Annotated in this window: 23 protein-coding genes; 7 read left to right on the forward strand and 16 right to left on the reverse strand. The window is 67.5% G+C overall.

Annotation, left to right across the window (positions count from 1 at the left end; translation table 11 throughout):
• The coding region (locus Q7J26_RS00965) for a response regulator (RefSeq protein ID WP_304934661.1) at positions 1-217 on the reverse strand (217 nt) is incomplete at its 3' end.
• A complete protein-coding gene (locus tag Q7J26_RS00970; RefSeq protein ID WP_304934662.1) occupies positions 214-510 on the reverse strand; it encodes an STAS domain-containing protein in 297 nt (98 codons plus the stop codon). The genes Q7J26_RS00965 and Q7J26_RS00970, both read right to left, overlap by 4 nt.
• A gap of 214 nt (positions 511-724) precedes the next feature.
• Here Q7J26_RS00970 and Q7J26_RS00975 point away from each other — a divergent pair, with 214 nt between their 5' ends.
• Positions 725-2635 (forward strand): PAS domain-containing hybrid sensor histidine kinase/response regulator, encoded by a 1911-nt coding sequence (locus tag Q7J26_RS00975; RefSeq protein WP_304934663.1) that lies wholly within the window; start codon positions 725-727, stop codon positions 2633-2635.
• Here the strand turns inward: Q7J26_RS00975 and Q7J26_RS00980 are convergent.
• From Q7J26_RS00980 to Q7J26_RS00990, 3 genes are all read right to left on the reverse strand, one after another.
• Positions 2632-3192 (reverse strand): HNH endonuclease, encoded by a 561-nt coding sequence (locus Q7J26_RS00980; protein WP_304934664.1) that lies wholly within the window; start codon positions 3190-3192, stop codon positions 2632-2634. The two genes, Q7J26_RS00975 and Q7J26_RS00980, sit on opposite strands and share 4 nt — an antisense overlap.
• Positions 3193-3321: 129 nt before the next feature.
• Positions 3322-3972, reverse strand: a complete 651-nt coding sequence (locus tag Q7J26_RS00985) for a trimeric intracellular cation channel family protein (protein ID WP_370651887.1) — start codon at positions 3970-3972, stop codon at positions 3322-3324.
• Positions 3969-4625 (reverse strand): DNA-3-methyladenine glycosylase, encoded by a 657-nt coding sequence (locus Q7J26_RS00990; RefSeq protein ID WP_304934665.1) that lies wholly within the window; start codon positions 4623-4625, stop codon positions 3969-3971. Before Q7J26_RS00990 ends, Q7J26_RS00985 begins: the two co-directional genes overlap by 4 nt.
• 82 nt (positions 4626-4707) lie before the next feature.
• On the opposite strand from Q7J26_RS00990, the gene gluQRS reads away from it, so the two are divergent.
• Complete coding sequence (gene gluQRS, locus Q7J26_RS00995; protein WP_304934666.1) at positions 4708-5568, forward strand: tRNA glutamyl-Q(34) synthetase GluQRS; 861 nt, start codon at positions 4708-4710, stop codon at positions 5566-5568.
• Here gluQRS and Q7J26_RS01000 read toward each other — a convergent pair.
• The 3 genes from Q7J26_RS01000 to Q7J26_RS01010 all read right to left on the reverse strand — a co-directional run bounded on the left by Q7J26_RS01000 (position 5552) and on the right by Q7J26_RS01010 (position 10316).
• The gene (locus Q7J26_RS01000) at positions 5552-6376 is read right to left on the reverse strand and encodes a TIGR02186 family protein (RefSeq protein ID WP_304934667.1); all 825 of its coding nucleotides are present in this window, start codon (positions 6374-6376) and stop codon (positions 5552-5554) included. The genes gluQRS and Q7J26_RS01000 overlap by 17 nt on opposite strands.
• Complete coding sequence (locus Q7J26_RS01005; RefSeq protein ID WP_304934668.1) at positions 6376-7299, reverse strand: sulfite exporter TauE/SafE family protein; 924 nt, start codon at positions 7297-7299, stop codon at positions 6376-6378. Before Q7J26_RS01005 ends, Q7J26_RS01000 begins: the two co-directional genes overlap by 1 nt.
• 107 nt (positions 7300-7406) lie before the next feature.
• Complete coding sequence (locus Q7J26_RS01010) at positions 7407-10316, reverse strand: hypothetical protein (RefSeq protein ID WP_304934669.1); 2910 nt, start codon at positions 10314-10316, stop codon at positions 7407-7409.
• Between the two features lie 218 nt (positions 10317-10534).
• On the opposite strand from Q7J26_RS01010, the gene Q7J26_RS01015 reads away from it, so the two are divergent.
• The 3 genes from Q7J26_RS01015 (at position 10535) to Q7J26_RS01025 (ending at position 12262) form a co-directional block, all read left to right on the forward strand.
• Positions 10535-10753, forward strand: coding sequence for a hypothetical protein (locus Q7J26_RS01015; RefSeq protein ID WP_304934670.1), 219 nt, complete (start codon positions 10535-10537; stop codon positions 10751-10753).
• 55 nt (positions 10754-10808) lie between these two features.
• Positions 10809-11309 (forward strand): pyridoxamine 5'-phosphate oxidase family protein, encoded by a 501-nt coding sequence (locus tag Q7J26_RS01020; RefSeq protein ID WP_304934671.1) that lies wholly within the window; start codon positions 10809-10811, stop codon positions 11307-11309.
• A gap of 155 nt (positions 11310-11464) precedes the next feature.
• The gene (locus Q7J26_RS01025; protein WP_304934672.1) at positions 11465-12262 is read left to right on the forward strand and encodes a hypothetical protein; all 798 of its coding nucleotides are present in this window, start codon (positions 11465-11467) and stop codon (positions 12260-12262) included.
• On the opposite strand, the gene Q7J26_RS01030 is transcribed toward Q7J26_RS01025, so the two are convergent.
• The 7 genes from Q7J26_RS01030 to Q7J26_RS01060 all read right to left on the reverse strand — a co-directional run bounded on the left by Q7J26_RS01030 (position 12263) and on the right by Q7J26_RS01060 (position 18402).
• Entirely contained in the window at positions 12263-13084 is an 822-nt protein-coding gene (locus tag Q7J26_RS01030) for an EF-hand domain-containing protein (RefSeq protein ID WP_304934673.1), read from the reverse strand. It lies immediately after the preceding gene.
• Between the two features lie 90 nt (positions 13085-13174).
• Positions 13175-14089: an ornithine carbamoyltransferase gene (argF, locus tag Q7J26_RS01035; protein WP_304934674.1), complete on the reverse strand. Its 915-nt coding sequence runs from the start codon at positions 14087-14089 to the stop codon at positions 13175-13177.
• Between the two features lie 146 nt (positions 14090-14235).
• Positions 14236-15453 (reverse strand): aspartate aminotransferase family protein, encoded by a 1218-nt coding sequence (locus Q7J26_RS01040; protein ID WP_304934683.1) that lies wholly within the window; start codon positions 15451-15453, stop codon positions 14236-14238.
• A 67-nt stretch (positions 15454-15520) separates the two neighbouring features.
• A complete protein-coding gene (locus Q7J26_RS01045) occupies positions 15521-16045 on the reverse strand; it encodes a YcxB family protein (RefSeq protein ID WP_304934675.1) in 525 nt (174 codons plus the stop codon).
• A complete protein-coding gene (locus Q7J26_RS01050) occupies positions 16042-16542 on the reverse strand; it encodes a hypothetical protein (protein ID WP_304934676.1) in 501 nt (166 codons plus the stop codon). Before Q7J26_RS01050 ends, Q7J26_RS01045 begins: the two co-directional genes overlap by 4 nt.
• Positions 16539-17528: a M28 family metallopeptidase gene (locus tag Q7J26_RS01055; RefSeq protein ID WP_304934677.1), complete on the reverse strand. Its 990-nt coding sequence runs from the start codon at positions 17526-17528 to the stop codon at positions 16539-16541. The genes Q7J26_RS01050 and Q7J26_RS01055 overlap by 4 nt, the downstream gene beginning before the upstream one ends.
• Positions 17529-17568: 40 nt before the next feature.
• Positions 17569-18402, reverse strand: a complete 834-nt coding sequence (locus Q7J26_RS01060) for an ABC transporter permease (RefSeq protein ID WP_304934678.1) — start codon at positions 18400-18402, stop codon at positions 17569-17571.
• 267 nt (positions 18403-18669) lie between these two features.
• Here Q7J26_RS01060 and Q7J26_RS01065 point away from each other — a divergent pair, with 267 nt between their 5' ends.
• Positions 18670-19218 (forward strand): GcrA family cell cycle regulator, encoded by a 549-nt coding sequence (locus tag Q7J26_RS01065; protein WP_304934679.1) that lies wholly within the window; start codon positions 18670-18672, stop codon positions 19216-19218.
• A 187-nt stretch (positions 19219-19405) separates the two neighbouring features.
• Here Q7J26_RS01065 and apaG read toward each other — a convergent pair whose 3' ends face one another.
• Positions 19406-19813 (reverse strand): Co2+/Mg2+ efflux protein ApaG, encoded by a 408-nt coding sequence (apaG, locus tag Q7J26_RS01070; protein ID WP_304934680.1) that lies wholly within the window; start codon positions 19811-19813, stop codon positions 19406-19408.
• Between the two features lie 81 nt (positions 19814-19894).
• Between apaG and Q7J26_RS01075 the strand changes: the two genes are divergently transcribed.
• On the forward strand, positions 19895-20918 hold a 1024-nt coding region (locus tag Q7J26_RS01075), incomplete at its 3' end, for a 2'-deoxycytidine 5'-triphosphate deaminase (RefSeq protein WP_304934681.1).

Here is a 20918-nt window from a genome sequence, read left to right on the forward strand (position 1 = left end):
CGGGCATCCGCCGCATTTCCTCGATCATGGTCAGACCGTCCATGACGGGCATGTTCAGGTCGGTGATGATCAGGTCGAAGGCGCTGGCCTTGGCCTTTTCGATGCCCTCGGCGCCGTTGACCGCCTCGGCGACCGAATAACCGGCGTTGGTCAAAGCGATCTTCAGCGCGACCCGGATGCTGGGCGAGTCATCGACCGTAAGAATAGAGGCGGTCATTGGGCGGGTCCTTGATGAAGCCAGAACTGGAGATCTTCGGCGGTGGCGTCGGTCAGGAAACCGGCCGCGTCGAGCGCAGGCCGAAACTCCGTGGCCGGACGTTCCATGACCAGGGTCTTGCCGACCGCCCGGGCCTGACGTCGCGCGGACTCGATCAGCTGCAATCCGCAGAGATCGACGGGCTGCTCGTCGACGAGGTCGAGACTGATGGTGTCGTCCTCCTCGAAGGCGTCAAGAATGGACTGGCGAAGAACGACGACGTTCTTGACCACTAGGGCCGCGTCGATCAGCACACGTTTCGTCATACCCCGTCCCCACACGCATGACGCACCGCCATGCAACTGAGGCTCATGGTTCACGATCGGCGTTAAACCCGCTTCAAAACTTTGATAGGTGAATCTACCTAGCTTGGCCGTAAGCAACGCGAGGCTGTGCCGTTCACTTCGACTTCACCTTCGGCGGTTAGGTTCGGATCCTCAGCAGAACCGCTGAACAAGGGGATCCGAATTGATCGACGTCGGCGCAGATGATGAAACCTTCTATGAGGGCGACGTCTTCCACGGCCAGATCGCGGACGCCTCGCCCGCCTATATATGGCTGCTGAATCCACAGGGACGGATCGTCCATGTCAGCCGGGCGGCGCGCCGTTTCCAGCCGGAACCTCCCCCGCCCCATACCATGGCCTGGCGCGACGCCTGGCCGGCCGACTGCCGCTTTTCCATCGAACGCGGCGTGCAGGAAGCGCAGGCGGGTCGGCCCTTTTCCTTCCGCACGCGCTTCGCCACCGAACAATCATCGACGGTCTATCTGGACACGACGGTCAGCGCCGTTCGCGACGATTCCGGGCGGATCGTGCGCCTTCTGGTCAAGGCCGAGGACGTCACCCAGGAGACGGAGACCGCCGCCTTCCTGAACACCGTCATCGAGGTCCTGCCCCTGGCCCTCACGGTCAAGGACGCCCGGACGGGCCGCTACATCCTGGCCAACCGCGCGGCCGAGAAGCTGTTCGGTCGGTTCGAGGGGCTGACGGGACTGCAGGCCTCCGACGTCCTGCCCCCCGCCTTCGCCGAATGGGCGTCCGACGCGGCGCCGGGCATGGGCTCCCAATCGACGGTGTACGAGGATCACGCTCCGGCCGGCTTCCGCTATCTGGCCGCCACCAAGCTCGCGACCTATGACGACGAGGGGGTGCGCCATCTGATCGGCCTGACCGAGGACATCACCCAGAAACAGCGCGACGCCGACGCCCTCTATCAGGCGCTGGAACAGGCCGAACAGGCCAACCGCGCCCGCAGCGCCTTCGTCACCAACATCAGTCACGAGATCCGCACCCCCCTGAACGGCGTCATCGCCGGGATCGACCTTCTGGCCGCCCGCTTGACCGCGCCGGACGTCCAGGAAGTCACGGCCATGATCCGCGCCTCGGCCTCCGTGCTTCAAGACCAGTTGCAGCAACTGCTGGCCGTCACTCTATTGGACGGGATTGAGGGGCCTGCGGAGGTCGAGACCTTCGCCCTTTCCGACCTGATCGAACGGGTGGCCGGGCCCTGTCGCGAGGCGGCTAAGGCCAAGGGTCTGGCTTTCGTTGTCGAGATCGCCCCCGGCCTTCCCAAAGTCTTCGTCGGCGATCCTGCAGGCATAGAGCGGGTGCTGACGCCCCTGCTGAATAATGCGATCAAGTTCACCCACCGGGGCGAAATCCGCCTGGCCGTCGCCCCACGCCAGGACGGCGGCGTTCGCTTCGCCTGTGTGGACACGGGCGTGGGGTTCGATCCCGCCATGAAGGCCGCCATGTTCGCCGCCTTCCGGCAACAGGACGACGCCCTGACCCGCGAATACGGCGGCATGGGCCTGGGCCTCGCCCTGGCGCGGAAAGCCGCGCGGGCGCTCGGCGGAATCCTCGACGCCGCGCCGCGTGAAGACGGGGGGTCTATCTTCTGGCTGGACCTGCCCCTGCCGGCCGCACCCGTTCAAGCTGAAGATGCGGTCCCTGTCGATCCGGTGGACCGGTTGCGTGTCCTGGTCGCCGACGACCATCCGACCAATCGTCGGATCGTCGAAATGATGCTGGAGTCCCTGGCGGACGTCACGACGGCCCAGGACGGCGTCGAGGCGGTGGAAGCCGCCGAACGCGAAACCTTTGACGTCATCCTGATGGACATCCAGATGCCCCGCATGGACGGGATCACGGCGGTCGCCCGCATTCGCGAAGGGGAACGTGCGGCGGGCCGGGCGCATGTCCCGGTCATCATGCTGACCGCCAACACCCAGCCCGAGCATGTCGAAGCGGCGCGGCTGGCGGGCGCCGACCGCCACCTCGGCAAACCCTTCACCCTCGCCCTGCTCCTCAACGAGATCCAGACCTTGCTGGCGGACGCCCCGGCCCACACGCCCATGGACCTCCACGCGAACGCCTAGGGTTCGAGCTCGATGTCCCAATAGAGATAATCCAGCCAGCTCTGGTGGAGATAGTGCGGCGGGAAGCGTCGGCCCGCCTCCTGAAGCTGCCAGGCGTTGGGACGATAAGGCTCGCGGCGGATCGGCATCATGGCCTGGCGCGGCGTGCGGCCGCCCTTGGTCAGGTTGCAGGGGCCGCAGGCGGCGACGATATTCTCCCAGGTCGTGCGGCCGCCGTGCGAGCGCGGAATGACGTGGTCGAAAGTCAGTTCGGTCGTTTCACCGCAGTACTGACAGGCGAAGCCGTCGCGCAGAAAGACGTTGAACCGGGTGAAGGCGGGGTTTCGATCCTGATCGACATAGTTCTTCAGCGCGATGACGCTGGGCAGCTGCATCTCCACGGACGGAGAGCGAACCACCTTGTCATACAGCGACACCACGTCCACCCGGTCCTGATAGACCGCCTTGACCGCCTCTTCCCACGGCCACAGCGACAGCGGGTAATAGGACAGCGGCCGGAAGTCTGCGTTCAGGACGAGGGCGGGAAAGCCCGAAGGCGCTCGATGGAGGACCTGCATCAGGCCCTCCCGGTCGGCGCGGGGGGTATGGAAGCTACAGGATTGAAGACGCGTCTCCTTCCTTAGTCCGAGGCGTTCAGCCTAATCCCGATTCGAAGACGCCGCCATGACGAACAGGCGACGAACCGTTCAATTTCGCTCTGGAAAGCCCGGCAGGGTCCAGCCCCAGCGCAGGGCGCCGGCCCGCAGCATGAAGCCGGCGACCGCGGCGACGATGGCGGCGGGCCAGATCGGCGCCTCGGGGATGCGCAGGATGATATAGAGGGTCGCCGCCAGTATGGCCGCCGTGACGTTGATCTCGCGCCGCAGCAGGATCGACGGCTGTCCCGCCAGGGTGTCGCGCACCACCCCGCCGAAACAGGCGGTCAGGGTGCCCATGACGATGCAGATCAGCGGATGAGCCCCCGCAGCCTCGGCCTTGGCCGCCCCCATGACGCCATAGGCGCCCAGGCCGATGGCGTCGAGCCATAGCAGGGCCCTGAACCGCCAGTCGCGCTGGCCGATCAGCCAAACGACCACCGCCGTCATCAGGCAGACCGCCATATAGCGCCAGTCCTGCACCCAGAAGACCGGCAGGCCCAGCAGCAGGTCGCGCAACGTCCCCCCGCCGACGCCGGTTATGGCGGCGAAGAAGGCGAAGGTGACCACGTCATGCTTTTCCCGCGCGGCGGCCAGGGCGCCGGTGGCCGCGAACACGGCCACCCCGGCGAAATCCAGCGCAGCAAGCACCGTTTGCGGATTGCGCAGCGGCTCCGTCAGGGCGGGATCGAGGGGTGTCACGCGTTCAGATCCTCCAGCACGATCTCGCCGCGCCGAACGCCGCCATACCACCCCCAGAGCAGATGCGCCGCCACCCCGCGATGGGGCCGCCAGATCTCGGCGCGGGCATAGGCCTGTTTCTCGTTCGGGCGCAACTCGGCCCGGTCGGCCCAGCGCATGGCCTCCTGCAGGGCCACGTCCCCCCCGGGAAAGACGTTCAGCCGCCCCTCGCAGAACATCAGATAGGTCTCGGCCGTCCATTTGCCGACGCCCTTGATGGCCGTCAGGGCGGTGATGGCGTCGTCGTCCGACAGGGTCTGCATATGGTCCAGATCGACGCGGCCCTCGACCTGGGCCAGGGCGATCTCGCGGCCATATTTGGCCTTTTGACCGGACAGGCCGAAGGCGCGCAGGGCCTCGATGTCGTGGGCCAGCACCGCCTCGGGCGTCACGGTTCCGCCCAGCCCCTGGACCGTGCGCGCCCAGATGGAGGCGGCGGCGGCGACCGAGACCTGCTGTTCCACGATCATGCGGAACAGACCCTCGTAACCGCCGGGCCGCAGCCGCCATTCGAAGGCCGGCGTCTGGGCATGGGCGCGCGCCAGGGCGGGATCGGCGACGGCCAGGGCCGCGCGGGCGGCGGCGATGTCCTGGGATGTGGGCGCGACGAGCATTCCTCCTGCTTACGGCCCATACCCAAACTCGGGAAGAGCGGGGGGCGCCGTTGGCGTCCGGAAACCGCTAAGGATTGTAGAGATGTTCGCCACCCGTTTCGCCCCCTCTCCCACCGGCCGCCTGCACAGGGGCCACGCCTTTTCGGCCCTGACCGCCTGGTCGGCGGCGAAGGCGGCGGGCGGGCGGTTTCTGCTGCGGATCGAGGACATAGATCCCACGCGCTGTCGGCCGGAGCATGAAGCCGCCATTCTGGAAGACCTGGCTTGGCTGGGCCTGGACTGGGAGACGCCGGTCCGGCGCCAGTCGGATCATCTGGCGGACTATGCCGCCGTGATCGACGCCCTGAAAACGCGCGGCCTGCTATATCGGTGTTTCCGTACACGGAAAGAGATACTCGATCGGATCGGCGATGCGCCGCATGGGGCGAGCGAGGCGGTGCGTCCGGGGCCGCATCCCTCCGACGAGGAGACCCGGCTTCTTGACGAGGGACGGCCCTTCGCCTGGCGGCTATCGCTGGACCGGGCGCGTGAAACCCTGGGCGAGGCGACCTGGACCGGGCTGGTCTTCAGCGAACAGGGCGCAGGCCCGGATGGAGAAACGGGGACTGTCCCCGTGCGGCCGGAGGCGGCGGGGGATGTGGTGCTGGCGCGCAAGGATGCGGGGGTCGCCTATCATCTGGCCGTGACCCACGACGACGCCCTGCAGGGGATCGACCATGTGATCCGGGGCGAGGACCTGTTCGAGGCGACGCATGTCCAGCGGCTGATCCAGGCCCTGATGGGCTGGCCCGCCCCCGTCTATCGCCACCACCGCCTGCTGACGGGGCCGGACGGACGCCGCTACGCCAAGCGGGACCAGTCGGTGACCCTGGCGGAGCTGAGGGCGGGCGGGCTGACGGCCCCGGCCCTGCGCGCTGAACTGGGCTTCAGTCCCGCCGGCTGAAGATTCGCGAGGCGCCATAGCCGGTCAGGGCGGCCAGAACCACGCAGAGGACGCCGTACAGCCAGGGCCGGCGATGGGCGAACTCATAGATGTCCCGCTCGATGCCGACCTTTTCGACGGTCAGGGTCAGATTGGAGACCGACCGGGGCTCGCCGTCCTGGAACAGCCAGACCTCAGCATAGTATTTGCCGGTCGGGGCGACGGTCGGCAGTTTGACCTCGGCCCGGAACAGGCCGCGATCCACGAACTCCACCCCGTCCGGATCGGTGTCATAGAGGGCCGCCGCCTCCTTCAGCCGGATCACCGCGCGCCGCCAGTCGAGATAGTCGTCGCCCAGGCGGCTGACGACCACGTCGCGCACCCCGTAGCGGGTGACGGTGCCCGCCTCTTCCGGCGCGTCGATGCGCAGATGGTCCACCCCGACGCCCAGCCGCCGCAGCTGGCCGAAGTCGGCGATGTCCGACAGGGGCCGGGTCGAGGCGGTCATGTAGAAGCCGGGCGCGCCCTCGAACAGGACCGGGCGGCTGTTCAGCCAGACCCCCATGTTGCGGGTTTTCTTGACCAGGCGAACCGGGGCGTCGGGGCCCCGAACCACCACCACCACATCGACAGGGTCGAGGGTCGGGTTGAACACCGCGCCATACAGTACGATGGAGGCGCCGGTAAAACTGGAATCGACGTGGACCTGGGCGTCGGTCAGGGCGGCGGCGACGCGCAGCTCGCCCGTTGTGGCCTCGGACCGATCCGGAGCCGGCGCCGCAACGGCCGGCGCCTCAATGGCCGGAGGGGGAGGAGGAAGCGCCTGCATCAGTCCGACACCCCCGGCGCAAGCAGGAAGATGTCGCTGGGCCGCACGAACAGCTCCAGCCCCATCTGAATGCCGACCAGCAGCACGATCAGGCCCAGGGCAGCGCGCAGTTCCTCGGCCCGGAACCGGCCGGCGAAGCGGGCGCCGATCTGGGCCCCGACCACCCCGCCCAGCAGCAGGATGGTGGACAGCAGGATGTCGACCGTCTGGTTGCGGCCGGCCTGGAGAATAGTGGTGATGGCCGTGGTGATGATGATCTGGAACAGGCTGGTGCCAACCACCGCCCCGGCCCGCATCCGCAGCACATAGAGCATGGCCGGCACCAGGATGAAGCCGCCGCCCACCCCCATGATGGCCGACAGGACCCCGGCGAACACGCCCAGGCCGAACGGCGGCAGGGCGCTGATATAGAGGCCCGACTTGGGGAACTTCATCCTGAGCGGCAGACCGTACAGCCACAGGGGACGCCGGCGATCCTTGCGCGGCGCGGGCAGGCCGCGACGGCGGCGCAGGATCTCGGTCAGGCTCTCGTGCAGCATCAGCAAGCCGATGGCGCCCAGGAAGACCAGATAGGACAGGGCCACCACCAGGTCGGCCTGGCCCAGCAGGCGCAGATAGCGGAACAGCTCGACGCCCGCGATCGCCCCGGCGGCTCCGCCCGCAGCCATGACGCCGCCCATCTTGAAATCCACCGCGCCCTGGCCCGCATAGCGGATCACGCCGGATGTGGAGGAGGCGACGACGTGGCTGGCCTGGCTGGCGACCGCGACCGTCGGCGGAATCCCCATGAAGACCAGGATGGGGGCCATCAGGAAACCGCCGCCGATGCCGAACAGGCCGGACACGAATCCGACCACCGCCCCCAGGATGACCAGGGTCGGCCAGTTCACCGAAACCTCGGCGATCGGCAGATAGATGTCCAAAGGACGCGCCTTCGGCTGGAGCGGAACGGGAGACGCCGAACGGCGACAGGGTGTTCTTTAGCGACGGGGACGGCGCGCCGCCACCCGTACGCGAAAGGTTTGGCGGCCTAGCCTCGGCCCTGAGCCGGGCTTTGGACCTGCTGCTGCACGAAGGCGTCGGCGGCGGTGCGGGCGGCGCGCTGGGCGGTGGCGGTGGCGGCGGGACGAAGACGAGTGACGGCCGCCTGGGCCTCGCTGTCTCCGCCGCGCGCGGCGATCATGTACCACTTCAGGGCTTCGGTCGGGTTCTTCGCCACGCCCTCTGCGCCGGTCTCATAGATGCGGGCGACATTGTACTGACTGTCGGTCAGCCCCCGCTCGGCCGCTCTCAGCAGCCAGATCAGACCCTCGGCCTGATTGGCCGCGCCGCCGTCGCCTTCATACAGTTGCATGCCGTACAGATGCATGCCGCCGGGATCCCCGGCCTCGGCCGCACGGCGGCCCCACCGACGGCTCTCGGCCGGATTGGCGGACACGCCGCTTCCCCCCACGAGATAGAGCTGACCCAGATAGGTCTGGGCCGGGCCGTACCCCAGGTCGGCCGCGCGCTTCAGTTCGTCCACGCCTTCCAGGTCGCCGCTCTCGATCCGGTTCACGGCCCGCTCGAACTCGGCCGCGCCGGCGTCGATCGTCGGAACGGCGTCCGTCGGCGTGATCGCCATGGCGATCGGTGTTTCCCCGCCGGCGGTGGAGGCGGACGTCCGGTTCGAGCCCGGCAGTCCCGGCAGTTCGAGATCGGGCAGGCCTGACCCGTCGGCCAGGGTCAGAGACGCATAGGCCCCGCCGGTCAGGGCCACAGCCGTGACCGAGGCCAGGAAGGCCTTCTTGACCGTCGAGCCGTCCTTGGCCGCCTGCTTGTCCAGCCGCTCCTGCAGCTTGGACTTGCCGCCGCGCTTGGGCATCAGGCCGAAGCCCTGGCGGGGCGCTTCCTCAGGCGCCGCCGGCGCCGTCATGGCCGCCCGGGCGGCGTCGATGGTGCTGCGGGTCGAGGCCGCGCGACCGGCGGCGGCCGCTGCGCCCATGCTGGCGCGCAGGCGGCGAGGATCGACGAATTCGGTGTCGTCGGCGAAGTCGTCGTCGCCGTCCAGCAAGGCGTCGTCCCGGCCTTGAACGGGGCCTTGATCCGGGGTCTGCCCGTTTGGACGCGGCTCCGAACGTGTCGAGAAACCGGATGCGGTGGCTTCCAGCGCGTCGTCGACGTCGGCGCCGCCGAAACCGCCGAAGGGCTGGACCCGGGGTTCGCTTTCGACCGACGCCGCAGGAACCGGCGCCGGATCAGGCTCGGACCTGGACGTCTCGGACGCCAATGCGGCGGGCGTCGACGCCGTCGGCATCGACGGGAAGGGCGTCGCCATGGCAGCGTCCGGCGACACCGGGTCGATCGACCAGTCATCCTCAATGTCGAAGGATTCTTCAGGGAAGACGGAGGCGCGCCAGTCCGGCTCGACCGGCGCCGAGACGGCGGCGACCGCTGTACGCTCGGCGACGGCGCGGGGGGCGGGCTCGGCCTCGGGGATGTCCAGCTGCAGGTCGTGGGTCGCGGCCGGCTTGCGCGTATCCATGCTCTCGCGGGCCTCGGCCAGCAGGCGGGCGGTGCGCTCCTCGCTCATCCGCATCCGCTCGGCCAGTTCGCCCGAGGCGCGGTCGTAGCGTTGCTCGATCTTGTCCGAGCTTTCCGACAGCCGCCGCGCGATGTCTTCCAGCGCCTGCTGCGAGCGGCGTTCGGACTGGGCGATCCGATCGCTCAGCTGGTCCGAAATCCGGGTGATCTCGCCGCCCAGTTTTTCCAGCGCCAGGGCGTGACGGTCGTCGCTGGCGGTCAGGCGTTGATCGACGCGGTCGACGTGGCGCGCGAACTCCTGGTCCATTCTGGCCGCATGACGCGAGATGTCCGCCTCGACCTTGCGGCCCACCAGGTCGGTGACGCTGCGGGTGACGGCCTCGGCGCGGCTGATGGCCTCGCGCTCGACCGTCTGAACCCGGGCGTTCAGGTTCTGGGCGATCTTCAGGACCTCGCGGCCCATGGCCTCCAGCCCCTGGGCGCCCTTGCGCTCGGACGCGTTCAACTGGTCGCCGACGCTGCGGACCGCCTGTTCGATCCGGTCGATGCGCGCGCCGGTCTCGGCGGCGTCGAGCCGCTGCATCATCTCGGCGCGGTTGAACTCGATCTGGCGCGACAGGGTCTCGGCCAGCTTCTCGAACCGGGCGGCGTCACGCACGCCCTCGGGCTCCACCCGCCCCTCGGCCGCGCGCATGCGCTGGTCCAGTTCGGCGAACGAGCGTTCGAGGGTCTTCAGGGCCTCGGTGGTGCGGCTCTGGGCCTGATCCAGACGCGCGCCGACCTGGGCCAGCAGATCCGTGCCGACGCCTGGGCCGGCGGCCTTTTCGACCGCCTCCATGCGTTGACGCAATTCGGTGACGCCGGAGCGCTGGCGCTCCTCGATGTCGTACAGGCGGCCGGCCAGGGCGCCCAGCGACTGTTCGACCTTGCCGAAGGTCTCCTGGGTCTGGGGGCCGGTGTCGCGTTCGAAGGCGCGCAGGCGGCGATGGCCCTCGCGCAGCTCTTCGGCGATGTCGTCGATACGGCGGGCCTGCCCCTTGGTCTGAGCGTCCTGACCGTCCAGCCGGCGCACCAGTCCCGACACGGCCTGGTCCACGCCCTGAATGGCGACGGTCGAGCGGCGTTCGGCGGCTTCCAGCCGGGCGGCGATGGCGTCGATCGAGGCGCTGATCCGCTGCCAGCCCTCGTCCCCGGCGTCATAGGCGTCGTCGAGACGACGGCTGCGACCGCGACGTTCGAAGCTGTCGGAGACGGACGGACGGCGCGGCAGGGTGGCGTAGCCTTCCTCCTCGTCTTCCATGATCATGGAGTTCAGCCATTCGCCCAGCGTCATGCCCGAGCGACGGGCGAGATCCTTGGCGACCTCGCGGGCCTTCGGATCGATCCCCTTTACGCTCCAAGGCGCCGCTGCGCTCACTGATTCGGCTCCCGACCCATGGGATGGAGGCTATAACGCCAATATCGAGGGTGTAAACGTGTGGTTAACCGCAAGATGTTGCGCCGACTCGTCAGCCTGTGGACATCTCGTCGGATGGGAGGCTTTTGGGCGCGACGTGGTTAATGACGGATTAAGATTAAGGACCTGGTAACCGGTTCGGCTTGCGTCCCCGCCCGGGCGGCGCCAACTGCGACCCCATGAGCCTGACAACCACTCTGATCCTGCTGGGCGCGGCCCTGGCCGTCATGGTCTTCGCCGGCTGGCGCGGCGCGCGGCCGCCCGACCCGTTCAAAGGGCCGCGCATGGTCCCCTGGCGCTTCATCATGCTGGGCGCCGCCGCCCTGGCCCTGCTGCTGCTGATCCACCTGGCCACCCTGTTCGGCGCCGAACGGCCGCCTTGGGTTTCAGGCGTTTAGGAACCCGAGCGACGCCCGACGGTTGATCCTGCGAACCCCAGACAGGAGACGCACCATGGCCGACAAACTGACCCCCGCCGAGGCGGAAAAGGAATTCTGGAACAGCCTGAAAGAGTCCAACACCGGCATGCTGGGCCTGGACCAGGCCGGATACCACCACCAGCCGATGACCGGTTTCGGCGAGCCGGAGACTGGGACCATCTGGTTCTTCAGCCGCAATGACACCGACTTCGCCCGCGATGTGGCGGTCGGCGGTCAGCAGGGCATGTTCTGCTACCAAGCCAAGGACGGCAAGGTTCAGGCCTGTATCCACGGCGATCTGTCGATCGACCAGGATCGTGCGCGGATCGACAAATACTGGAACCCCGTCGTCGCCGCCTGGTACCCGGACGGCAAGGACGACCCGCACCTGACCCTGATCCGCTTCGACGCCGAGGACGGCCGGGTCTGGGTGTCGGACAAGGGCGCGCTGGGCTTCGGCTATCAGGTGATGAAGGCCAATCTGACCAAGACGACGCCGGATGTCGGCGGCGTGTCGGACGTGAACCTGCAATAGGATCGCCCGGCGACACGGTCCTGCGGCTTGCCGTAGGCTGTTAAGGATGAGCGCGCGCCAGACCGAGTCTGGCGCGCGTTCCTTCATCTGGCCCTGACCACAATTCCGCCCCTCTGGTTGCTTCAGCTACAATCCAGGACAATGAGGGGTATCCAATGCTGGGCTTGCTGACCGCCGCCGCCATCGCGGCCTGTTCTCCACCCGAAGGGACGTCGGCCCTGCTGGAGCGACCGGAGCGGGTGATCATGATAGGGGAGCTTCACGGCACAGCAGAAGCCCCGCGTGCGGTCGGCGAGATCGCCTGCGCCGCCAGTGAACAGGGGCCGGTCGTCGTGGCCCTGGAGTTGGAGGATACGCTTCAACCGAAGTTGGACGCCTTCATCGCCGCGCCCGACGAGGCCAGCGCACTGGCGACGCTGGAGGGATCAACTCTGATCAACCGCGCGGTGCAGGACGGACGAACCAGCCAGGCCTTGCTGGATCTGCTGATGCGGGTGCGCGAGTTAAAACTGTCCGGCCGCGATATCGGCCTGCACCTGTTCCAACCCAGCAGCCTGTCCCGGGGCGAAGGCCTGGATCAGGCCTGGTACGAGTTGAACATGGGCTATCTGCTCAGCCAGGCGAGACAAGGCCGGCCCGACGCGCGCGTCATCGGCCTGGCCGGCAATATCCACGCCCGCAAGACCGCCTTCGAGGACTATCCCGACTTGGGCGTCCCGGCTGCGGGGCACCTGCCGGCGCGCGAAACCCTGAGCCTGAAGATCGCACAACAGGGCGGGTTCGCCTGGAACTGCTCGCAGGACGCCTGCGGGGTCAATCCGTCGATGGCCAGTTACGACGCCGAGGCGCGCGGCGTCATCCTTGGCCCGCTCGACGGTGGCGGTTACGACGGGGTTCTGGCCCTGGGTCCGTGGACGGCGTCACCGCCCATGGACGTCAAGACTGGTCGCTGATCAGGCGACCGTCTCGCGGCTGACGGCTGCTGCGGGCGTCCAGCTGTTCAGCGCCTGCTGAAACAGCCGCGCCGCCAGTTCGTCGCTCATCGGGGCGGCTTCGATGCGGGCCGCCTCGGAGGTTCTCAAATCCCCGATCTCGCGGCTGAGGAAGCTGACGCTGCCATTGGGCCCTGAGGCCCTTTCAGCCAAATCCGCTGCTATCTGTTCGCGAGACGGCTGGATGGGCGCCGGTTCCGGGCTCGGCGCGCCGGCTTCCTCGCGGCTGCTGTTCAGCATCTGCTCTAGCTCGGCCTTCAGCTCAGGAGGAACCTCGGAAACCTGCGCCGGATCGATCACGAGGTGACGGCCGACGATGAAGTCGTCGACGGACAGCGGCTGATCTGTATCCACGCCGCGCCGGGTCATCAGGACACGGTCGGTCGCATAGCCGGCGTCATAGGCGGCCGCCCGGCGCAGATCCGCCGAAGCTTCGCGTTCCGACTTCGACACCAAACCGTCGCCGTCTGTGTCGGTTTCGGCAAACCAGTCGGCAAGATATTCCTGATCGGAAACAGATTCCGACCCCGATTGGGCCTGGATCAGGGCGTTCAGGGTGTCGGCGCCGAAGGTGTCGGCGGGGGTCATCTCGGCGCGGGTGACGCGACCGTCCGCATCGGCGTCGAAGGTTTCGAAAGCCTTGGAAACCTTGGCGTTTCCAGCGTCGATGGCGCTGATTTCGTCGAGGGTCAGGGCGTCGTCGCCATCGACGTTCAGGCGATCAAACAGCTTCTGATAGAGCTGTTGCGTGAGGCTGGAGCCCCCAGCGGATATGGTGGTCATGGCCTCAGCCTCCCCAGTGCGCGACAAGCGTGACCGTAAGGAAGCAAGAGCCAGACCGCGCCAGACGCGCCCTGACTCGTCAGATCAGCGTCAGCCCGCGAAACACCAGGCCAGGACCGCCTTCTGGGCGTGGATGCGGTTTTCGGCCTCGTCCCAGACCAGGGAGCGAGGACCGTCGATGACGGCGTCGGTCACTTCCTCGCCCCGGTGAGCCGGCAGGCAGTGCAGGAAGACCGCGTCGGGATCAGCGAGATCCATCAGGGCCTCGTCGACGGTGTAATCCTCGAACGCCGCCAGCCGCGCCTCATAGTCCTGGTCGCCCATCGAGACCCAGGTGTCGGTCACGACCACGTCGGCGCCCTTGACCGCCTCGCGCGGGTCGCTGGTCAAGGTCACGGCGGCGCCGCCCTTGGCCAGGTCGCGCAGGTCGGGATGATATTCGGCCGGACAGGCGACGTTCAGGTGGAAGCCGAACTTGGGCGCCGCATGCATGAAGCTGTGGCAGACGTTGTTGCCGTCGCCGATCCAGGCGATGGTCTTGCCCGAAACCGGGCCGGAATGCTCCTCGATGGTCTGAAGATCGGCCAGGATCTGGCACGGGTGGGACCGGTCGGTCAGGCCGTTGATCACCGGCACGGTCGAGACGCGGGCGAAGCGTTCGACATCCTCGTGGCTGTTGGCGCGGATCATGACGGCGTCGACCATGCGCGACAGGACGCGAGCCGTATCCTCGACCGGCTCGCCCCGGCCCAGTTGCATGTCCGAGGCGGTGGCGATGATGGCGGCGCCGCCCAGCTGGCGGATGGCGGCGTCGAAGCTGAAGCGGGTCCGGGTCGAGTTCTTCTCGAAGATCAGGGCCAGGACCCGATCCTGGGCCGGCGCATCGGCGTCCGGCCGCCCCTGGGGCCAGCCCTTGCGGGCGGCCTTGCGGGCATGGGCGTCGTCCAGGATGGCGCGCAGATCGGCGGCGTCCAACAGATGGATGTCGAGGAAGTGCCGGACCATTGCCTAACTCCGCTCATCCCCGGCGAAAGCGGGGACCTGGTGCTTTGGGCGACGGGCGCCCGATGTCAGTTACGTCCGCCGATCCCGGCGCCTTTCGCGTGAAAGGCCTGGGTCCCCGCTTTCGCGGGGATGAGCGGCTTTCAGGATCAGGCCGCCAGCTTTTCGCGCGCCGCTTCACAGGCGCCTTCGAAGCGGACGATGGCCTCGCGGGCCTCGTCCAGGGTCAGGTTCAGCGGCGGCAGCAGACGCACGCAATTGTCGCCACCACCGGCGATCAGCAGCTGTTGCGTATCGCGCGCCAGGGCCATGAACTCGCGATTGTTCGGCACCATCTTGACCCCGATCAGCAGCCCCTTGCCGCGCACGTCGGCGATCACGTCGGGGAAGCGGGCCTGAAGCCCCGCCAGTTGCTGCTTCAGATAGCCGGCGATGTCGTTGACGTTGGCCAGGGTCTCTGGCGTGTTGATCAAGGACAGCGCCTTCAGACCCACGGCCATGGCCAGGGGATTGCCGCCGAAGGTCGAGCCGTGGGCGCCGACCGTCATGCCGGACGCCGCCTTGGCCGACGCCAGGCAGGCGCCGATGGGGAAGCCGCCGCCCAGAGCCTTGGCCACCGCCATGATGTCGGGCGACATGCCGGCCCATTCGTGGGCCCACAGCTTGCCGGTCCGGCCCATGCCGCACTGGACTTCGTCGAAGATGATCAGCACGCCGTGTTCGTCACACAGCTCCCGCAGGCCGCGCAGGCACTGTTCCGGCATGGCGCGGCAGCCGCCCTCGCCCTGGACCGGTTCGACGATGATGGCGGCGGTCGTGGGATTGGCGATGGCGGCCTTGATGGCGTCGTGGTCGCCCCACTTCAGCTGGTGAAAGCCTTGCATCGGCGGGCCGAAGCCTTCGGTGTAGCTGGGGTTCGCAGCGGCGTTGATGGCGCCATAGGTGCGGCCGTGGAACGAGCCGTCAAAGCCGTAGATGTCGATCCGCTCCGGCGCGCCGTTGGCGGCGTGATATTTGCGCGCCGTCTTCAGCGCGCACTCTACCGCTTCCGTGCCCGAGTTGGTGAAGAAGACCACGTCGGCGAAGCTCGCCTCGCACAGGGCGTCGGCCAGGGCTTCCTGACCCGGGATGCGGAAGATGTTGGAGACGTGCCACAGCTTCTCGGCCTGATCCTTGACCGCCTGAACCAGTTCGGGGTGGGCGTGGCCCAGGCCGTTGGTCGAGATGCCGGCGACGCAGTCCAGATACTCGGTCCCGTCGGTCGACCACAGTCGGGCGCCTCGGCCGCGTTCCACTTCCAGCGGCGCGCGATTGTAGACAGCCATCAGGTGGTTCGTGGACACGGGACTAAGACCTCCAAAAGCGATACGGCCCCGTCGCACGCGCGACGGAGCCGGATTTATACGGACAAGCCTTGTCGGATGAGTGACAGGCTTAGTCAACACCGGCGCCGAGGACGCCTCGAGACCGCGCATCGGCGACGATGGCGCGCACCGTCGTAATCTGATCCGCATCCAGAACCCGCAGCGGCAGGATGAAGTTGGTGTTGGGCGAGGCGGCGAAGATCAGCCGGTCCTTCTCCTCCACCACCACGACCACGCTGCGCCAGCCCACACGGCTTTCGAAGTCCGCGCCAGCGACCGCCAGCCCCTGATCGTCGATGCGCCAATCGACGGGCTGGCGTGAAATCGGGGCGGTTCGACTCATAGCCATGACCTTGCCGTGCGCCACGGCGGTCAGACCCAAGAATCCATACAGGCCGGCCATCTGAAGCACGAAAATCCACACCATGATATCCGAGCGCACATTGACGCTCAGCCCCATGGTCGCCAGCACCACGACGATGAAGAACAGCATCGGCACGGTCGCCCAGCGACGGATGCTCGGCCACGCCCGGAGCGCGGCCCGGCCTTCTTTGGGCGTCGGCTGAACGCCGCGAACCTCGACGACGGCGTTCATCTGACGAATGTCCGCGCTGAAAGGAGTTCCTCCAGGACTCGCTCCTGCTCGGCGTCGAGCAGCCGTCTAGGCAGGACCGGGTTGTAACTGGGCACGATAAGAAAAACGAACCGATCAGCCTCGACCCGAACGTCCTTAATGACCCTCCAGTCATAGAAGGCGGACTGGAATCGCGCCTCCTGGGTCAGACCCCGGTCATCCAGTGTCCAGCGCCACACCGGCGATCCGGCCGGCGCCCGTCTTTCCGCGCGAGCGGACAGTCCGACGACAAGTTTGAAGCTTAAGGCCCAGGCCAGATAGGTCGCGAGCAGGGAAACGATCAGCAGGAGCGGCGGAAAAGCGTTTTCGCTCCACTTCAGGGCGGCCAGGCCGAACAGGCCGAAGCCGACAAAGCCGACCCACAACGGCAGGTACATCACCCAATGGATCAGACCCCAGCCCTTTCTCAGCGGCCGCAGTTCATGCGCCGTGGGCTGAACATCCTCGACGACGATCATTGCTGAGGCGCCGGGCTTTCCAGCAGGGTCTCGGCGGCGACGGCGTCATTCTTGGCCTGAATTTCGACCAGCCGCTTGTCCAGCGCCAGCCCGAGATCGGCGATAAACAGGCCGAAGCGGGCCACATCGACGCCGTTGATGTAGGACAGCCTGTCTTCGGTCGAATGGATGCGCTGGAAGACCGGCGGGACGAAGCCCTCCTTAAGGCCGTTGTCCTTGCCGCCGTTGAAGGCCAGCCACATCTGATGGGCGCCCACCGCGTCCTGCGTCCCCATCGACACGACCGGCACGCCCGCCGCCGAGAAGACGCGGTCGTCGCTGGGCGGATAGATCGGATAGGGCATGCAGTCGAAGCCGCGCTCGGCGCACAGGCTGCGTAGGGTCTCCAGCACGAAGCCGGACTGATCGCCGTTGTTCTCGCCGTACATGACCGTCTCGCCATAGGCGGCGACGTCGGCGTTGACGACAGCGGCGATCCGGTCCTTGCCGTGCTTCTCCAGGAAGGCCTTGGCGCCCAGCAGGCCCAGCTCCTCCTGATCGGTGAAGACGAAGACGAAGCGATGGGCGACCGGCTGGCCCTCCAGCCCCATCTCCAGGATCTTGGCCGCCTCCATCATGGCCATGACCGAGCCGACATTGTCGACGATCCCCTGGGACAGAGTTCCGTCGCGCAACTTCACCGCATCATAGTGGGCGGTCAGGACGATGTCCTTGGCGCCCTGGCCCACCGTCACGACGACGTTCGCGCCTTCCATCGGACCAGTGGCCTGATTGCCGCCGGCGAAGACCTGGATCTCTGGCGTGAAGCCCAGGCGGGTCAAGATGCCGACCAGGACCTGGGTCCGTTCGGCGTTTGTGGGCTTGATGAACTGAGCGGCGCCGGCGGCGATGTCGGGGCGGTCGCCGGCCTGTGGCGTCGCCTCCTGGGCGAATGCGGGAACGGCGGCGAACAGCGCCGCAGCGGCGACGAGCGAACGAAACAGCATGGCGGACCTCTCGGGGGAGCGATCCGCCAGAGTTAGCCGCCTAGCTCTTCAGGCGCCAGCCCGAGCGGAACACCAGCCAGCAGACGACGCCCATGACGACCATCAACACGGCCGAACCGATCACGCCGACGGTCAGATTGCTCTCGGCATGACCGATGAAGCCGTAGCGGAAGCCGTCGATCAGATAGAAGAAGGGATTGTAGCGGCTGAGCGAGCGGAAGGGTTCGGGCAGGTTGTCGACCAGATAGAAGGTGCCCGACAGGAAGGTCATCGGCATGACGATGAAGTTCTGGACCGCTGACAGATGGTCGAACTTCTCGCTCCACAGGCCCGCCAACACGCCGGTCATGCCCATGATGAAGCTGGCCGCCAGGGCGAACCAGACGATGGCGAAGATATTGGCCACGCCCAGCGGCGCGAACGGCAGGACGCACACGGCCGTGACCAGGCCGACCACCGCGCCCCGCGTCGCGGCGCCCAAGGTGAAACCCAAAGTCAGCTCCAGCGGGCTGAGCGGCGGGGTCAGGAAGTCGGTGGCCGTGCCCATGATCTTGGCCTGGATCAGGCTGGACGAGGCGTTGGCGAAGGCGTTGTTCAGCACGGCCATCATGATCAGGCCGGGCGCGACGAACAGGGCGAAGGGCGTGCCGTGCAGCGGCGGCCGGGCGTCCTGAAGCGCCACCACGAAGACCAGCATATAGAGCAGGGTCGTCACCACCGGCGCCGCCACCGTCTGGGCCCCCACCTTCCAGAAGCGCCGCACCTCGCGCAGATACAGGGTCTGCACCCCGATCCAGTTGACCCCCGGATAACGCCGCGGCTGCGGCAGGCCGGCGGGGCGGGTGGAGATCAGGTTCGGCGCGGTCTCGGTCATGGGCCGCCAGATGCGCTTTGGGGCCTGGCTTCGCAAGGCCGCGGTGACTCGTGATTGGTGAATCGTGACCTTCGCTAAATCACGATTCACGCGTCACCCCTCACGAACCAGCCTTAACCTTAACGATGATTCAATATCTGGTTTCTGTGGACGGTTGATTCGCACATCTTGCGTCTCTTAACGGCTGGTTTACGATTAGTGGTAGGTCAAGACCCCGGAGGGGGAGCCTGGACCTAGATATTGAATCCAAACTCGCTGGAGGGTGGCATGACCGCAGGCTGGACCGACGACCGCGTAGGCGCGCTGAAAAAGCTCTGGCTTGAGGGCCAGTCCGCGAGCCAGATCGCCAAACAACTGGGCGGCGGGGTCACCCGCAACGCCGTGATCGGCAAGGTGCACCGCCTGGGCCTGTCGGGCCGGGCCGCACCGTCGCAGCCGGCGCGCACCGCGACCAGCTTCCGCACCACCCGCCCGCGTCCGGCCGCCCCGGCCGCGACCACGGCTCAGGCCCAGGCGCCCCAGCCGTCGGCCCCGCGCCGCCTGGAAGCCGTCTCGTCCAAGCCGGTTCCGCCGACGCCCCCGGCTGCTCCGATCCCGGACCTGCCCGGCACCGCCACGGTCATGACCCTGGGCGCCCACATGTGCAAATGGCCGATCGGCGACCCGTCCTCGCGCGAGTTCAGCTTCTGCGGCCGCCGCGCCTCGGAAGGCGTCTATTGCGTCGAACACGCCCGCGTCGCCTACCAGCCGCAAGTTCGCCGCGGCGCCAAGGAAAGCGGTTCGGACCTGGCCCGTAGCCTGCGGCGCTATATCTAAGGGCGCTACGCTCGCGACGCGGTCGCTCGCTACTTGAGCGCCGCGCTTTGCGCGGGTTCATCCCCGCGTCACAGATGCTCCTTATGGAGCCGACCTCCCCCTCGCCGGTTCGCGCAAGCGGCCGGCGAGACTTCAGGGGGCGGGGCTGCGGTTCATCCGGGTTGACGCAGCCCCATCCGCTTTTCGATCAGTTCAACACCCGCCGCGCATCGGGCGTATCCAGCGAAAACGCCGGAATCTCCGCCTCGAAACTGCGGCCGTCCGCATCCGTCATATAATAGGCGCCGACCATGGACCCGCTGTCGGTCCCCAGCGGGCAGCCCGAGGCGTAGGCGTAGCTGCCGCCCGGCTCGATCACCGGCTGTTCACCGACCACGCCCGGACCGCGCACCTCTTCGACATGGCCGTGGCCGTCGGTGATGGTCCAGCGGCGCGCCATCAGCTGCACCGTCGATCCGCTCAGGTTCACGATCTCGATCTGATAGGCCCAGACCCAGCGGCCTTCGTCGGGATCGGACTGACCCGCCAGATAGCTGGGCCGGACCCGGATCAGGATGCCGTTCGATTCGGCGGTATAGGCAGGACCATCGTGCATGGGCTATATGCTCGCCCCGCCGCGCGCGGGCCGCAAGCGCGACTTGGAGACAAGTCGTGAAATCCGTGTGAGACAGACGCCATGAGCTCCTTCCAAGCGCCCCGTCCCGGCATCCTGCCCGCCCAGTCCATCGAGACGCTGATCGCCACCGGCGCCATCACGTCCGACACCCCGTTCGATCACGACCAGGTCCAACCGGCCAGCCTGGACCTGCGCCTGTCGGACCAGGCCTGGCGCGTCCGCGCCTCCTTCCTGCCCGGCCGCCGCAAGGTCGAGGAGCGGATCGCCGATGTGGCCATGCACGCCATCGAGATCACCGACGCCGGCGTCGTGCTGGAAAAGGGCTGCGTCTATATCGTGCGCCTGCAGGAGCGGCTTAACCTGCCCAAGGGCCTGATCGCCCGCGCCAATCCCAAGTCCTCCACCGGGCGCGTCGATGTCTTCGTGCGCCTGCTGACCGATCAGGGCGCCAGTTTCGACGATGTGGCCGAGGGCTATGACGGCCCGCTCTATATGGAGGTCGCGCCCCAGACCTTCTCCATCCTGGTGCGGCCGGGCACCCGGCTGAACCAGCTGCGCCTCAAGGCCGGCGATCCGCCCAAGCTGGAGACCCGCAGTGTCGGCGTCGATCTGCAGGGCGGCGACATCGTCGGCTTCCGAGGCCGCCGCCACGCGGGAGTGGTCGATCTGGACCATATCGACGGCCATGACCCCCGCGACTTCTGGGAGCCGCTGAGCCTGCGGCGCGGCGAACTGCTGCTGGATCCGGGCGAGTTCTATATCCTGGCCTCGTCCGACGACGTCGAGATCCCGGTCGATCAGGCCGCCGAAATGACCCCCATCGACCCTTCGGTGGGCGAGTTCCGCGTCCACTACGCCGGCTTCTTCGACCCCGGCTTCGGCACGGACGAGGCGCATGGCGCGGGGTCCAAGGGGGTGCTGGAGGTCCGCACCCACGACACGCCCTTCCTGCTGGAACACGGCCAGATCGTCGCTCGCCTGGTCTATGAACCCCTGACCGAACGTCCCAGCCGCCTGTATGGCGAGAGCGGCAGCCACTATCAGAACCAGGGCCTGAAGCTGTCGAAGCATTTCAAGGTGTGGT

Origin of the sequence: Brevundimonas sp., assembly GCF_030656255.1 — a bacterium.
Classification (GTDB): domain Bacteria; phylum Pseudomonadota; class Alphaproteobacteria; order Caulobacterales; family Caulobacteraceae; genus Brevundimonas.